Origin of the sequence: Pseudomonas sp. Z4-7, assembly GCF_051131965.1 — a bacterium.
In the GTDB taxonomy this organism is placed as follows: Bacteria; Pseudomonadota; Gammaproteobacteria; order Pseudomonadales; family Pseudomonadaceae; genus Aquipseudomonas.
The window spans coordinates 2,129,252-2,142,620 of the sequence record NZ_CP071642.1; the positions used below are offsets into that span (position 1 = coordinate 2,129,252).

At 60.3% G+C, this 13,369-nt stretch carries 10 protein-coding genes and 1 pseudogene; 5 read left to right on the forward strand and 6 right to left on the reverse strand.

The window, feature by feature from the left end:
- Positions 1 to 3 precede the first annotated feature (3 nt).
- Positions 4 to 1,227 carry a choline ABC transporter ATP-binding protein gene (gene choV / locus J3P91_RS09635; protein ID WP_434603651.1) on the reverse strand — a complete coding sequence of 408 codons (1,224 nt, stop codon included), beginning with the start codon at positions 1,225 to 1,227 and terminating at the stop codon, positions 4 to 6.
- A pseudogene (choW, locus tag J3P91_RS09640) lies at positions 1,224 to 2,059 on the reverse strand (choline ABC transporter permease subunit). Before choW ends, choV begins: the two are co-directional and overlap by 4 nt.
- Positions 2,060 to 2,280: 221 nt before the next feature.
- Here choW and J3P91_RS09645 point away from each other — a divergent pair.
- Positions 2,281 to 2,982, forward strand: a complete 702-nt coding sequence (locus J3P91_RS09645) for a TetR/AcrR family transcriptional regulator (RefSeq protein ID WP_305495603.1) — start codon at positions 2,281 to 2,283, stop codon at positions 2,980 to 2,982.
- On the forward strand, positions 2,979 to 3,764 hold the full coding sequence (locus tag J3P91_RS09650; protein WP_434603653.1) for a pyrroline-5-carboxylate reductase family protein: 786 nt from the start codon (positions 2,979 to 2,981) through the stop codon (positions 3,762 to 3,764). Before J3P91_RS09645 ends, J3P91_RS09650 begins: the two co-directional genes overlap by 4 nt.
- A 298-nt stretch (positions 3,765 to 4,062) precedes the next feature.
- Here J3P91_RS09650 and J3P91_RS09655 read toward each other — a convergent pair whose 3' ends face one another.
- Positions 4,063 to 6,099, reverse strand: a complete 2,037-nt coding sequence (locus J3P91_RS09655) for an FAD-dependent oxidoreductase (protein WP_434603655.1) — start codon at positions 6,097 to 6,099, stop codon at positions 4,063 to 4,065.
- Between the two features lie 209 nt (positions 6,100 to 6,308).
- On the opposite strand from J3P91_RS09655, the gene J3P91_RS09660 reads away from it, so the two are divergent.
- The 3 genes from J3P91_RS09660 to J3P91_RS09670 all read left to right on the forward strand — a co-directional run bounded on the left by J3P91_RS09660 (position 6,309) and on the right by J3P91_RS09670 (position 9,185).
- Positions 6,309 to 7,058: an electron transfer flavoprotein subunit beta/FixA family protein gene (locus J3P91_RS09660; protein ID WP_434603657.1), complete on the forward strand. Its 750-nt coding sequence runs from the start codon at positions 6,309 to 6,311 to the stop codon at positions 7,056 to 7,058.
- Positions 7,058 to 7,993: an electron transfer flavoprotein subunit alpha/FixB family protein gene (locus J3P91_RS09665; protein ID WP_434603659.1), complete on the forward strand. Its 936-nt coding sequence runs from the start codon at positions 7,058 to 7,060 to the stop codon at positions 7,991 to 7,993. Before J3P91_RS09660 ends, J3P91_RS09665 begins: the two co-directional genes overlap by 1 nt.
- 292 nt (positions 7,994 to 8,285) lie before the next feature.
- Positions 8,286 to 9,185, forward strand: a complete 900-nt coding sequence (locus J3P91_RS09670) for a glycine betaine ABC transporter substrate-binding protein (protein WP_434603661.1) — start codon at positions 8,286 to 8,288, stop codon at positions 9,183 to 9,185.
- Between the two features lie 208 nt (positions 9,186 to 9,393).
- Here the strand turns inward: J3P91_RS09670 and J3P91_RS09675 are convergent, their stop codons facing one another.
- From J3P91_RS09675 to J3P91_RS09685, 3 genes are all read right to left on the reverse strand, one after another.
- Positions 9,394 to 10,347, reverse strand: a complete 954-nt coding sequence (locus tag J3P91_RS09675; RefSeq protein WP_434603663.1) for a GlxA family transcriptional regulator — start codon at positions 10,345 to 10,347, stop codon at positions 9,394 to 9,396.
- Positions 10,344 to 11,705, reverse strand: coding sequence for a dimethylsulfonioproprionate lyase DddP (gene dddP, locus J3P91_RS09680; protein WP_434603665.1), 1,362 nt, complete (start codon positions 11,703 to 11,705; stop codon positions 10,344 to 10,346). Before dddP ends, J3P91_RS09675 begins: the two co-directional genes overlap by 4 nt.
- 172 nt (positions 11,706 to 11,877) lie before the next feature.
- On the reverse strand, positions 11,878 to 13,368 hold the full coding sequence (locus J3P91_RS09685; RefSeq protein ID WP_434603667.1) for an aldehyde dehydrogenase: 1,491 nt from the start codon (positions 13,366 to 13,368) through the stop codon (positions 11,878 to 11,880).
- Position 13,369 lies beyond the last annotated feature (1 nt).

Sequence of the window (13,369 nt, forward strand, 5' to 3'; positions counted from 1 at the left end):
TGTTCAGGCCACCGCAGGCTCTGACAATGGCTCGGATAAAACCGGGCGCGACAGGTCATGCCCGAGCAGTGCGCGGTACAGTTCCGTATCGCCCAGTACACCGACGACGGTCTGGTCTTTGTCGAGCACGATCAGTGGATGTCCTGTTTCATAGCGGATACGCAGCGCCTCGCGCATGCCGGTATCCGCCGGCACCGAGGTGACCAGGCGGCGCAAGGGCGCGGTGGCCTCGTTGCGGTTCCAGTGTTGCAGCGGTTGGGCCGCAGCGCCGCGGCGCACGCTGGCCAATTCTTTCGATGCGTTCAGCGCAACCCAGAGGTTCTGCACCGTATCCAGGCAATATTCGCCCTGTGCGGATATGCACTGGTCCAATGGGGTCATCAGGCTTCCCGCACAGAGCACATTCAGTGGGTTGGTGTGGGCGACGAAATTGCGCACGTAGTCGTCTGCCGGCTTCAGCACGATCTCCTCGGGTTTGCTGTACTGGATGATCTTGCCGTCTTTCATGATGGCGATCCGTGTTCCCAGCTTGAGGGCTTCGTCCAGGTCATGACTGACGAAGACGATGGTCTTGTGCAACTTGCGCTGCAGGTCGAGCAGCTCGTCCTGCAGCCCTTGGCGAATGAGCGGATCGAGGGCCGAGAAGGGTTCGTCCATGAGCAGGATATCGGCGTCCATCGCCAGGGCACGGGCCAGGCCGACCCGTTGTTGCATGCCGCCGGACAACTCGTCGGGCTTCTTGTTGCGCCATTGGGTCAAGCCCACCAGTTCAAGCTTTTCATCGACCAGCTTGCGCCGCTCCTTCTCGGGGCGGCCTTGCATTTCGAGGCCGAAACCGATGTTCTCGCGCACGGTCAGCCAGGGCATCAGCGCGAATTTCTGAAAGACCATGGCGATGCGTCGGGTGCGCATCATTTTCAGCTCGGCCGGGGTGCAGGCGGCGATGTCGATCTGTCGGCCCTCGTGCTCGACGAACAACTTGCCGCGACTCACCGTGTTCAAGCCATTGATGCAGCGCAGCAGGCTCGACTTGCCGGAGCCGGACAGGCCCATCAGCACGCAGATTTCACCTTTATTGATGTCGAGATTGGCCTTCTCCACGCCGACGATCAGGCCGGTTCGCTGCAGAATCTCCGGGCGCGAAAATCCCTGGTCGAGCAGCTCCAGCGCCGGCTTCGGGCGGTTGGCGAAGATGACGTCGACGTCTTCAAAACGAATGATGCTCATGCGTCACCTCTTTTCACGGTTTCGCGCTGCTTGCAGATGCGGTCGAGGATGATCGCCAACAACACGATCGCCAGGCCTGCTTCGAAACCCATGGCGATATCGGCGGTATTCAAGGCGTTGACGACAGGCTTGCCCAGGCCATCCGCGCCGACCAGCGCGGCGATGACCACCATCGACAGCGACAACATGATGCATTGGGTAATCCCGGCGGCGATGCTCGGCATGGCATGGGGCAGCTCGATGCGTGCCAGCAGCTGGCGACGCGAGCAGCCAAAGGCTTTGCCGGCGTCCATCAGTTCTTGAGGAACATCGCGCACGCCCAGGTAGGTCAGGCGGATTGGCGCGGCAATGGCGAAGACCACCGTGGAGATCAATCCCGGAACCACGCCGAGGCCGAACAGCGTCAAGGTCGGGATCAGGTAGACGAAAGTGGGGACGGTTTGCATCAGGTCGAGCACCGGTCGCAGGGTTGCGTAGAACCAGGGACGATGCCCAGCGGCACGCCGATGATGACGCACACCAGCGTGGCGAATGTCACTTGGGCCAGGGTTTCCATGGTTTCCTGCCAGTAGCCCAGGTTGAAGATCAACAGGAACGACAGGCCGACGAAAAGCGTCAGGCTCACCTTGCGTTGAATGTAATAAGCGAAGAGGGCCAGCAGCCCGATCAAGGCCGGCGGGTTGAACCAGAGCAGGGCGCTGGTAAAGACCGCAATGACCTCGGAAAGCGACAGCGAAATGGCGTCGAAGACATCGGCGGCATGTTGGGTCAGCCATTCGACGTATCGGGCGATGTACTCACCCAGCGGGAGTTTTTCTTGTGCAGTCCACATAAGGCGGCTCGTTTTTGTTCTGGTTTGCCTGGAGCAGATACTCATCCGGGCGTGCGGTGCTGACAAACCATTTAAAGTCAGTGGCCCATGAGTTTTTTTCATCAATCTGGCCGGGCTTCGGGCGCACAGGCCGCGCTGCGTTGAGCAACTGTACTCAGGTGTACATTCGGCGGGCATCCGAGTACATTCGCGTTACGTATGTTCAACAAGGTGGATGCAAGATGCCCCAGGTAGGGAAGGCGCGCGGCAAGGCCCAGGACGCCGGCTGGCGAGGGTCGCCCGAAGGCTGGCTGGAAGCGGCCTACGAGGCCTTGAAGGAGTCCGGCATCGATGCGGTCAGGGTCATGCCGCTGGCCAAGCGTTTGGGTTTGTCACGCACCAGCTTCTATTGGTTCTTCGAGGATCGTGAGCAGTTGCTCGCCGCCTTGCTGTCGCGCTGGCGCGAGACCAACACCGGTGGCCTGATCCGGCAAAGCGAGAGCTACGCCGAGAGCATTTCCGAGGCGATCCTGAATGTCTTCGAATGCTGGCTCAACCCTCAATTGTTCGATTCGCAATTTGAATTCGCCGTGCGCAGCTGGGCGCTCCAGTCCGCTGAAGTGGCGCAGGAAGTTGCAATCGTCGACGAGCAGCGAATGGGTGCCCTGGCGAGCATGTTCAAGCGCTTTGGTTACGACAGCCAGGGCGCCGACGCACGGGCCCGGACGATCTACCTGACCCAGATCGGCTACATCACCATGAACACCAGCGAGCTGATCACCGTGCGTTTCCAGCGCATCCCGCATTACGTGAGCATTTTCACCGGCAAAGTACCCAAGCAGCGCGAGCTGGATCGTTTCTACGGCAAATTCGGTTATGCCGAAAAGGAGCCGGGGATCTTTGTGCCGTTGACAGAAACCTTTGAAGAGACGGCCGGGAAATGAACGCGCCGACGCTGGGCATCATTGGCGGAACGGGCTGGCTGGGCGGGGCGATTGCCAAGGCTGTGTTGGCGCAGGCGCTGTTGCCGGCGGGCAATCTGGTTATTTCCAATCGCTCGGGTGTCCATCCTTTGGCGCAACAAGGCGTTTGTCTCGTCACGGACAACCAGGCGCTGATGGACCGCAGCGACGTGGTCATCATCGCGGTGCGCCCCGAGCAGTTCGCCGGCCTGAGCCTCAACGCTACTGGCAAGACAGTCATTTCATTGATGGCCGGGATCACCGCGCAGGCCATTGCCGCCCGGACCTCGGCTTCGAGAGTGCTGCGGGCGATGCCCAATGCGGCGGTGGAGATCGGGCAGTCGTTTACACCTTGGTATTGCTTCGGCGTGGTGGATGCGGCGACGAAGAGCTTCGTCCAGCGCTTGTTCGGATGCGTCGGTACTGCCGCCGAGGTTGAGCAGGAAGACTTCATTGATTACCTTTCCGCGCTTTCCGGCACTGGCCCGGCCTTTCCCGCCTTGCTCATGACAGCCCTGGCCAATCAGGCGATGGAGGCCGGCATCCCCGCCGAGATTGCACAGCTTGCGGCGAAGAATGTCGTGGTCCACAGCAGCCAGTTACTGGCCAGCCATGACGCCCGGCAGATGATCGACGCCCTGGTCGCCTATCGCGGCGTGACCGCCGCCGCCCTGCAGGCGCTGACCGAGGGACATTTCGAGGAGCAGGTGGGGAAGGCGTTGCAAGCCGGTGCCGCGGTCGCCCGCCAGGGCCTGCAAGCCTGATTCACTGATCAGACCTGTGGGAGACCTGTGGGAGCGAGCCTGCTCGCGAAAGCGTCCGCCAATCCACCATCCCTGTCACTGGACCACCGTCTTCGCGAGCAGGCTCGCTCCCACATTTGGATCTTTATCAATCACAAGATTACTGTGCAACACAGAACCCTGTGGGAGCGAGCCTGCTCGCGAAAGCGTCCGCCATCCAGCATCCTTGTCACTGAACCACCGCTATCGCGAGCAAGCTCGCTCCCACATTTGGATCTTCATTATCGACACAATTGCAGTGTCCTTCTCCGGTCGCGCTTCAGATGTCCTTGACCAACCGCAGCGCATCGTAGATGGCCGCATGTGTATTGCGCGCCGACACCGCGTCGCCGATCCGGAACAGCTGAAAACGGCCTCCGGGGTTGGTCACGATATTCTGGGTTTTCCCGGCGATCAGGTTGTGCTGCTCGACCGCGCCGTTGTTGCTCGAATACGGCCGCAACTCAAAGTACAAATCGTCCAGGGGCAGGGTGCCGTGGTTGACCACCACCTGATCGACCACGCGCTGCTTGTGCACCTGGCCGTAGTCGCTGCCGAAGTGCGCAACCAGTTGACCGTCGCGTTTTTCCACGGAATCGACCCGATAGGTGACGGTGAAGGTGACGTTCAGGTCTTGCAGGCTGCGCATGTAAGGCACCAGGTTCATCGCCATCACCTCCGGTGCGAACGACCGGTCGGGCGTGACGATTTCCAGTTTCGCGCCGCTGCTGGCGATGATCTCGGCCGCCTGTAGCGCCGCGTGGTCGCCGGCGTCGTCGAAGATCAGCACGTTCTGGCCGGGCTTGATATCGCCGGAAATGATGTCCCAGGTCGACACCACCAGCTCATTACCTTGCTTGAGCACCTCGGTGTGGGGCAGACCGCCCGTGGCGACGATCACCACGTCCGGTTCTTCGGCCATCACCGTCTCGGCCTCGGCCCAGGTGTTGAACTGGAACTTCACGCCGAGGCGTTCGCATTGCGCCATGCGCCAGTCGATGATGCTGATCATCTCGCGGCGGCGCTCGCTCTGCGCGGTCAAGCGGATCTGCCCGCCTGGCTGGTCGGCCACTTCGAACACGGTGACTGCATGGCCGCGCTCGCCGGCCACCCGTGCCGCCTCCAGGCCCGCCGGGCCGGTGCCGATCACCACCACCTTGCGCTTGAGCGGCGCCTTGGGGATTTCGTGGGGCATGGTCGTTTCGCGCCCGGTGGCGGCGTTGTGGATGCAATACGCGGCGCCGCCCTGATAGATGCGGTCCAGGCAGTAGTTGGCGCCAACGCAGGGGCGGATCTCTTCTTCACGTTTTTCGATGATCTTGCGCACGATATGCGGGTCGGTCATGTGCGCGCGGGTCATGCCGATCATGTCCACTTTGCCCGAGGCGATGGCGTGTCGCGCCGTGGCGACGTCCGGGATCTTCGCTGCATGAAAGGTCGGGAAACCGGTGGCGGAGCGGATCTCGCCAGCAAAATCCAGGTGCGGCGAGTTGCGCATGCCCTGGATCGGAATCACGTCGGTGAGGCCGGCATCGGTATCGATGTGCCCGCGTACGACGTTGAGGAAATCCACCAGCCCGCTGTCCTTGAGCATGTGGGAAATCTGCAGGCCATCGCTGGCGCCGAAGCCGCCGGGCAGGTCTTCATCGCCGGTGTAGCGCACCCCCAGCAGGAAGTCCTCACCGCAACGCTGGCGGATGCCGCGCAACACATCGAAGGTGAAGCGCATGCGGTTTTCCAGCGAACCACCGTAGGGGCCGTCGAGATCGTTGGTCAGTGGCGACCAGAATTGATCCATGAGGTGCCCGTAGGCCTGCAGTTCCAAACCGTCGAGACCGGCGGCCTTCATGCGTTCGGCGGCGTCCACGTAATCCTTGACGATCCGGTCGATGTCCCAGTCTTCCATCTTTTTCGGGAACGCCCGGTGGGACGCTTCGCGGCGATGGGACGGCGAGACGACCGGCAGCCAATCAGCCTTGTCCCAGCGCGTGCGCCGCCCCAGGTGGGTCAGTTGAATCATCACCGCGGCGCCGTGTTCGTGGCATTCGTCGGTCAGGTCCTTCATCCATTTGACCACTTCGTCCTTGTACGCCAACACGTTGTTGAACACCGGCGGGCTGTCCCGTGAAACCGCAGCGGAGCCCGCGGTCATGGTCAACGCAACGCCGGCCTTCGCCCGTTCGACGTGATAGGCGCGGTACAAATCCTTCGGCATGCCATCCACGGGATACGCGGGCTCGTGGGAGGTGGTCATGATCCGATTCTTGAGGGTCAGATGCTTGATCTTGTAGGGCTGCAGCAGAGGATCGCTGGACATGGTGTTGCTCCGGGAACAGAACATCAGGCTTGGTTTTGACATAACGGTATGTGCAATGTTCATGTGTGTCAACGATTGAGACACAGGTGTACATTTTTCTTGCGCGGGGGAAAAACCAGGATTACCATCCAATCGAAACAGGGGTGGTCCGGCGTCTGCGCGCCGGTCATCGCGCATCGATCCAAGTGCAAGGGGGCTGTGCAAAGACCATGAAAGTGCTCGTTGCGATAAAGCGCGCCATCGATCCGAATGTGAAAGTCCGGGTGAAGGCTGACGGTTCAGACGTTGAGCTCAACGGCGTGAAAATGGCCTTGAATCCGTTCTGCGAGATCGCGGTGGAAGAGGCGATTCGCCTCAAGGAAAAAGGCCTGGCAACCGAAGTGGTGGTGGTCTCGGTGGGCACTTCGGCCGCCCAGGAACAACTGCGCACGGCGTTGGCACTCGGTGCGGACCGCGCACTTCTGGTCGAGACCAGCGCGACTCTCGAGCCCCTCAACGTCGCCAAGTACCTGAGCAAAGTAATCGATCAGGAACAGCCACAACTAATCCTGTTCGGCAAGCAGGCGATCGACCAGGAAAACAACCAGGTCGGGCAGATGGTCGCGCAGTTGATCGGCAGCGGTCAGGCCACTTACGCCTCGGCAGTCAATCATGTCGATGGGCAATGGCTCGTCGAGCGTGAGGTCGATGGGGGCAGCCAGGTGGTCGCGCTCTCGACGCCGGCCGTGGTGACCTGCGATCTGCGCCTGAATCAACCGCGCTATGCCTCGTTGCCGAACATCATGAAAGCCAAGAAAAAGCCTTTGGAAACCATTGCCGCCGACAGCTTGGGCGCGAGCGTGAAGCAACACTCGCGATTGCTGGGTGTCGTCCCTCCACCGGTACGCAAAGCAGGCATCACGGTCGCTTCGGTGACCGAGTTGGTGGATAAACTGAAAACCGTTGCGGGGGTGATTTGATGCGCACATTGGTGATTGCCGAGCACAGCGCCGGACAGCTGACGGCAGGCACCTGGAGTGCCGTGAGTGCTGCCGCGGCGTTGGGTACTGAAACGGATTTGCTGGTGATGGGCGGGACGGACGCCTCGGCCGTGGCGCAACAGGCAGCCTTGACCCAGGGCCTGGACCGGGTGCTGCTCGCACAAGCGGCGGTGTTCGAAAATGCCCTGGCTGAAAACGTCCAGCCGCTGATCACTTCGCTGGTGGCCGAGGGGTATACACACGTCGTTGCCGATGCCAGCAGCATGGGCCGCAATCTGCTGCCACGGGTCGCGGCGAGCCTGGATGTGGGCATGCTTTCGGACGTTACCCACATCGTCTCGGCGGACACTTTCCAGCGGCCTGTTTATGCCGGCAATGCCATCGCCACGGTGCAGTCGCTGGATCCGATCAAGTTGCTCACGGTGCGCGCTTCGGCATTCGCCCAAGCGTTATCCCATGACAAACCCTGCGAAGTGGTTGCAGTGGACGGCGGACAAAGCGCCAGCAACGTGCGTTTGGTGAGCGAACAACTGACGGCCAGCGAACGGCCCGACCTGTCGAGCGCCCGCGTCGTCGTTTCCGGTGGCCGCGGGATGCAGAGCAAAGAGAACTTCGCCCTGATCGAGCGGGTGGCCGACAAGCTAGGCGGTGCCGTGGGGGCCTCCCGCGCTGCTGTTGATTCGGGGTTCGCGCCCAACGATTTGCAGGTCGGGCAGACGGGCAAGATCGTCGCGCCGGAGCTTTACATTGCCGCAGGCATCAGTGGCGCCATTCAACATCTGGCGGGCATGAGCGGTTCAAAGGTCATCGTCGCGATCAACCAGGACGCCGAGGCACCGATTGCCCAAGTGGCGGATTACCTGTTGGTGGCGGATTTGTTCGAGGCGCTGCCGGCACTCGAAAGGGCATTGTGAATTCAAGACGTAAAACGACGATCCCGTGGCGAGGGAGCTTGCTCCCGCTCGGCTGCGCAGCAGCCGCAAAACCTGGGGCCGCTGCGCGACCCAGCGGGAGCAAGCTCCCTCGCCACGGGTTTATCGACAACCTTGAAAGAATCAGCCCGCCAACGGGCGGAGGAGGGCAAGCCACACTCAATAGCCGTGATTTCATAATTAGAACTTGCCCATGGCCGTGCGCGGTCACGATGGGAAATGAATGCTTCTGCTGCCCTGCCAATAACTATTAATACAGTCTGCGGAGATGCACATGATGACGTTACCCCGTAAAACTTTTATCGGCTGGTTTGCCGGCCTTGCATTGGCCTGCGGCAGCCTGATCGCTCAAGCCGAGGAACCCGCGCCCATTCGTATCGGCTGGGTGAACTGGTCGGATACGGAAATCGCCGTGAAGCTGGCGAATACCGCGTTGCAGGATCATCTCAAGCAACCGGTCAAGCTGGTACTGGCCGACATCGGCATCCAGTTCCAGGCACTGGCCAACGGCAATATCGATTTGATTCCGATGGTCTGGCTGCCGAGCACCCACAAGTCCTTCTTTGACAAGTACAAGGACAAGCTCGAAGACCTCGGCGTACTGTATGAAGGCCGGATCGGCATGGCGGTGCCCACCTCGATTCCTACCAGTGAAATTGCCAGTGTCGAAGACCTCAACAAACCCGAAGTGCGGGAGAAGCTCGGCGGCAAGATTCTCACCTCGGAAGTGGGCAATGGTCAGTACAAGCTGACGGAAAAAGCCATCAAGGAATACAAGCTCGACGGCTACAAGATGGTTGCGTCTTCAGAGTCCGGCATGCTGAGTGAACTGGATCGCAACATCAAGCGGGACAAGTGGTCGTTGGTCAACGCCTGGAGCCCCCACTGGATGTTCGCCAAATGGCCGCTGCGTTACCTGGATGATCCAAAGCAGATATTCGGTGGCGCCGAGCAGATCCACGCGATTGCCCGCAAAGGTTTCAGCGCCGAACATCCGGACGTGGCGCGCTTCTTCGCCAACTTCAAGATCCCGAAAGCGGACCTTGAGAAGTTGATGGCGGATGCCCGCGAAAGCACTGCGGACAAGGTGGTTGCCGAGTACTACGCGGCGAACAAACCGCGCTTCGAAGCGATGTTCGGCAGCCAGACTGCTTCCGCTACGCCAGCCCCGTAATCACCGCTGTCCCATGATGGTTTTGTTGCCGTCCGGTGCCCTTCGTCAGGGCACCGGACTTATTGTTTTCAAGGATGAATAGTCTGTAAGCGCTGCTACTGTCTGACAACTTTAAAGATACTCCGTTTTCGTTGTTGCAATCCTCGGATTCTAATGAGCAGCCCATCGAGGCCTAGCATCGGCAGACCTGCCTCCTCGTCAGCAGGCGCTATATCTCGTAGCGACTTTCCTTCGAAGGAGGAAAGCCAAAGAGCGTGCTATAGCACTTGCTGAAGTGAGGGGTAGAGACAAACCCGCAGGCAATGGCGACATCCGTGACGCTCAGCCTGGAGTTCTGTAGCAGGCGCCGTGCCTCGGTCAGCCGTAGTTCCAGATAGTAGCGTTGCGGAGACATATTGATCTGCCTGCGAAACAGGCGCTGGATCTGGCGCTTGGACAGCTGAACGCATTGAGCGAGCAAGTCCAGGCTCAAAGGTTCTTCAAGGTTGCATTCCATCAATGCAATGACTTCCCGCAGGCACGCACTGACTTTGCGGTCCAGGACCTTGGCCGAGGTACGAAACCGAGACTCATGGTCCAACAGGTCAAACACCGCGTCCGCAACTTTCGGGTCGAGGGCCGCGTACAGCCATTTCATCATGATCTGAAAGGCGCCGGCAGGGTTTGACGCGGTGAATCGGTCCCTGTCGAACACCACTGTATCCAGCGTCACCGTGGTCTTTGGTGAACACTCCGACAAGGCCATTCGTTGTTCGGCATGAATAGCACATCGGTAACCGTCCAGCAGCCCAGCCTTGCCCAGGTACCAAGCGCCGTTCCATAACCCGCCGAGCGCAATGGGCAGGTTCGCCAGTTTGGTCAGCAGCGTTACCAGCCCGTGGGGGAGTACCCTCGGCGTGCGCAGGCCGCCGCAGACAATCATCAAGTCCAGCGCCGCGATCCTGATATCGGTCAACGGTGTGTCTGGCCTGATGGGGATTGCCAGGTCGCTGATCACTTCAGAGTCGTTGCGACTGAAAGTATGGATTTTTATCGACCCTGGCTGAATCAGATTGGCGGTGACAAGCACGTCCAGGCATTGAGTGAAGCAGGTCAGGGAGAAGTTATCGAGCAACAGGAAGCCCACGCTCGATGTTTTCTGGGACTCGATCATCGCGTTCATGAGTGGTGCTTCGTATCCCGCAGGAAACTGTCATCGAAAGGGTAGTGGGTGAGTAACTCATAACCGGCCTCGGTCACCAGCAATTGGTTCTCCAGCTTGATGCCATCCTGTCCGCCCACCTCACCGACATACGCCTCGACGCACAGGGCCATGCCCGGCTGCAGTTCGCCCTCGTATCCGTAGGACTCCAGGTCCTCTGGATAACGAATGCTCGGGTACTCGTCACACAGCCCGACGCCGTGATAAAGCACGCCATACCGTTGAGCCCGGCACGGCTCGGGCAACCGGTGCGCTTTGGCGGTCAGTTCGGTGAAGCGTACGCCTGGCTTGATCAACTCGGTGTTATGGATGATATGGTCATGGGCGATCCGGTACAGGCGTTTCTGTTCGGGCGTGGGCTCCAGCCCCCCGCAGATCCAGCTGCGGGACATGTCCACGCACATGCCGTAGGTGCCGATCAGATCCGTGTCGAATGACAGCAGGTCGCCGTCGTTCAACACGCGTGGGCCGGACTCCTGGAACCAGGGGTTGGTGCGAGGACCGGAACTGAGGATGCGCGTCTCGATCCATTCGCCACCGCGGCGGATATTGCCGGAATGCAGCGCGGCCCAGACATCGTTTTCGGTCGCGCCGGCGCGCATTGCCTGGTGCATTTCGGCCACTGACGCTTCGCATGAAGCCACCGCACAGCGCATCGCCTTGATTTCATCCGGGCCCTTGATCATGCGCGCGAATTCGGTCACTTCCTGGCCGCTGCAAATCTCGATTGCCAGGGCATCCAGGGCACGTACGCCGGCGACTTCTATTCGATCGACCGCAAGCCGTCGGTTGACTCCGGCGTGTTGGCGCAGCAAATCGTCGATTTGCGCGGCGAAATGCCTGGCGTGTCGATCAGTGTGTTCACCGGTCTCGAAAAAGAAAAAAGATGCCCCGCTGCGTAGCTCCGTCACCAGCGGCAAGTGGGCGGACAAGTGATCACAGCCATGGAAGTCCCACAAAACCACATGCCCACTGGCGGCGACGAAGCATGCCCGTGCAGGGTTATGAGTCGTCCACAGTTGCATGTTGGTGGCATCGGTCGCGTAGCGGATATTCAGCGGATCGAATAACAGGATGCCACCCAGGTCACGGGCGACAAGCTGATCGACAATCCGTTGTAATCGGTACTTGCGCAGGGTGGGCAAATGGGGCGGCTCCAGGCCCAGCCGCTCCCATTCCGCAAACGCCAGCGGCGTAGGGCCTATCTCGACGCGGTTGTTGTCATCGACGGAGCCGTCTTTTTTCAGTGCTACTGCACGCTGCCTCGCCGGGTCGATGCGCCGGGCAGAGGCTGGAATCGAAAAAGGTGAAGGAGGCATGATGGCGTCCAGTGTTCAGTCTGCTAGAGGTATTCAGCTGTGCCGGCCTCTTCGCGAGCAGGCTCGCTCCCACAGGGTCATGTGTACGCCCGAGGAATGTGGGAGCGAGCTTGCTCGCGATGAGGCCAGTACAGTCGCTACAAAATCGCGACCCTTATTAAAAGCATCCAGCTTACGAAGCATCGATCCAGATGGTTTTCAGCTCGGTGTATTGATCATGTGCCCAGACGGATTTGTCGCGACCACCAAAACCGGACTCCTTGTAGCCGCCGAACGGCGTGGAGGCGTCGCCTTCACCGAAACAGTTGACCGTGACCACGCCCGCCCGAATTTCCCGCGACAGCCGCAAGGCGTTACGCAGGCTACCGGTATAGGCAGATGCCGCCAGGCCGTAGACCGTGTCGTTGGCCAGCGCAATGGCTTCGTCGATCGTGCTGAAGCGGGTGACGCTCAGGACCGGGCCGAAGATCTCCTCGATGAACAGGCGACTGTCACGTTCAACGCCGTCGATGATCGTCGGCTGCACGAACACACCGGACTCGGTCTCGCCACCTTGCAACACATTGAGTTTCTGCTCGGCCGCATATTCCAGATACGAACGCACCTTCTCGAAATGCGTTTTGCTGATCATGGCCCCGAGGCGATTTTGCGGATCCAGCGGGTCACCCATTTTCCAATCACGAAGGTGCTTGCCGATCAGTTGCAGCAACTCATCCTTGACGTCTTCATGGACGATCAGCCGCGACGACGCCGAGCAGTTCTCGCCCATGTTCCAGAAAGCGCCGGCGGTCACATACTGGGCAACCTGATCGAGGTCTTCGCAGTCATTCATCACCACGGCGGGGTTCTTGCCCCCCAGTTCCAGCACCACGCGCTTGAGGTTCGACTCGGACGCATACTTGAGGAACAACCGGCCTGTGTCGGTAGAACCGGTGAAGCTGACCATCGCCACATCCATGTGCCGGCCGATTGCCTCGCCAGCCTCGCGACCACCGCCAGGGGTAATGTTGAATACACCGGCCGGAATACCAGCCTCATGAGCCAGCTCGGCGACACGCAGCGCGGTCAGGGTGGTTTCCTTGGCGGGCTTGACCACGATGGAACAGCCGGCGGCCAGGGACGGACCAATCTTCCAGGCCAGCATCAACAGCGGGAAGTTCCAAGGCAGGACCAGGCCGACCACGCCGATCGCTTCGCGCACCACCATGGTTACGGCACCTTGGCCGGTCGGCGCGGTACTGTCGTACACCTTGTCGATCAACTCGGCATGCCAGCGCAAGGTATGGATGGTATCGGGCACATCGACATTCTGGCATTCGCTGACCGGCTTGCCACTGTCCAGGCTTTCCAGCACCGCGAGCTCATGGGCATTGTCTTCCAGCAACTGGGCGAAACGCAGGAGCACCTGCTTGCGTGCGCCGGGCGACAGCTTGTGCCAGCGGCCATCCTCGAACGCTTGCTTCGCGGCAGCCACGGCAACGTCGACGTCACGGGTATCGCAAGCCGCTACCTCTGCAAGCTGTTCGCCCGTGGCAGGGTTCGTCGTGATGAAGGTGCTTCCGGAGAGTGCATCGCGGAACTCGCCATTGATGAAAGCCTGGGTAGGAAACTGCAACTTGGCGGCGATGGCCGCGTACTGTTCCTTGGTCAGTAAATCAGCCATC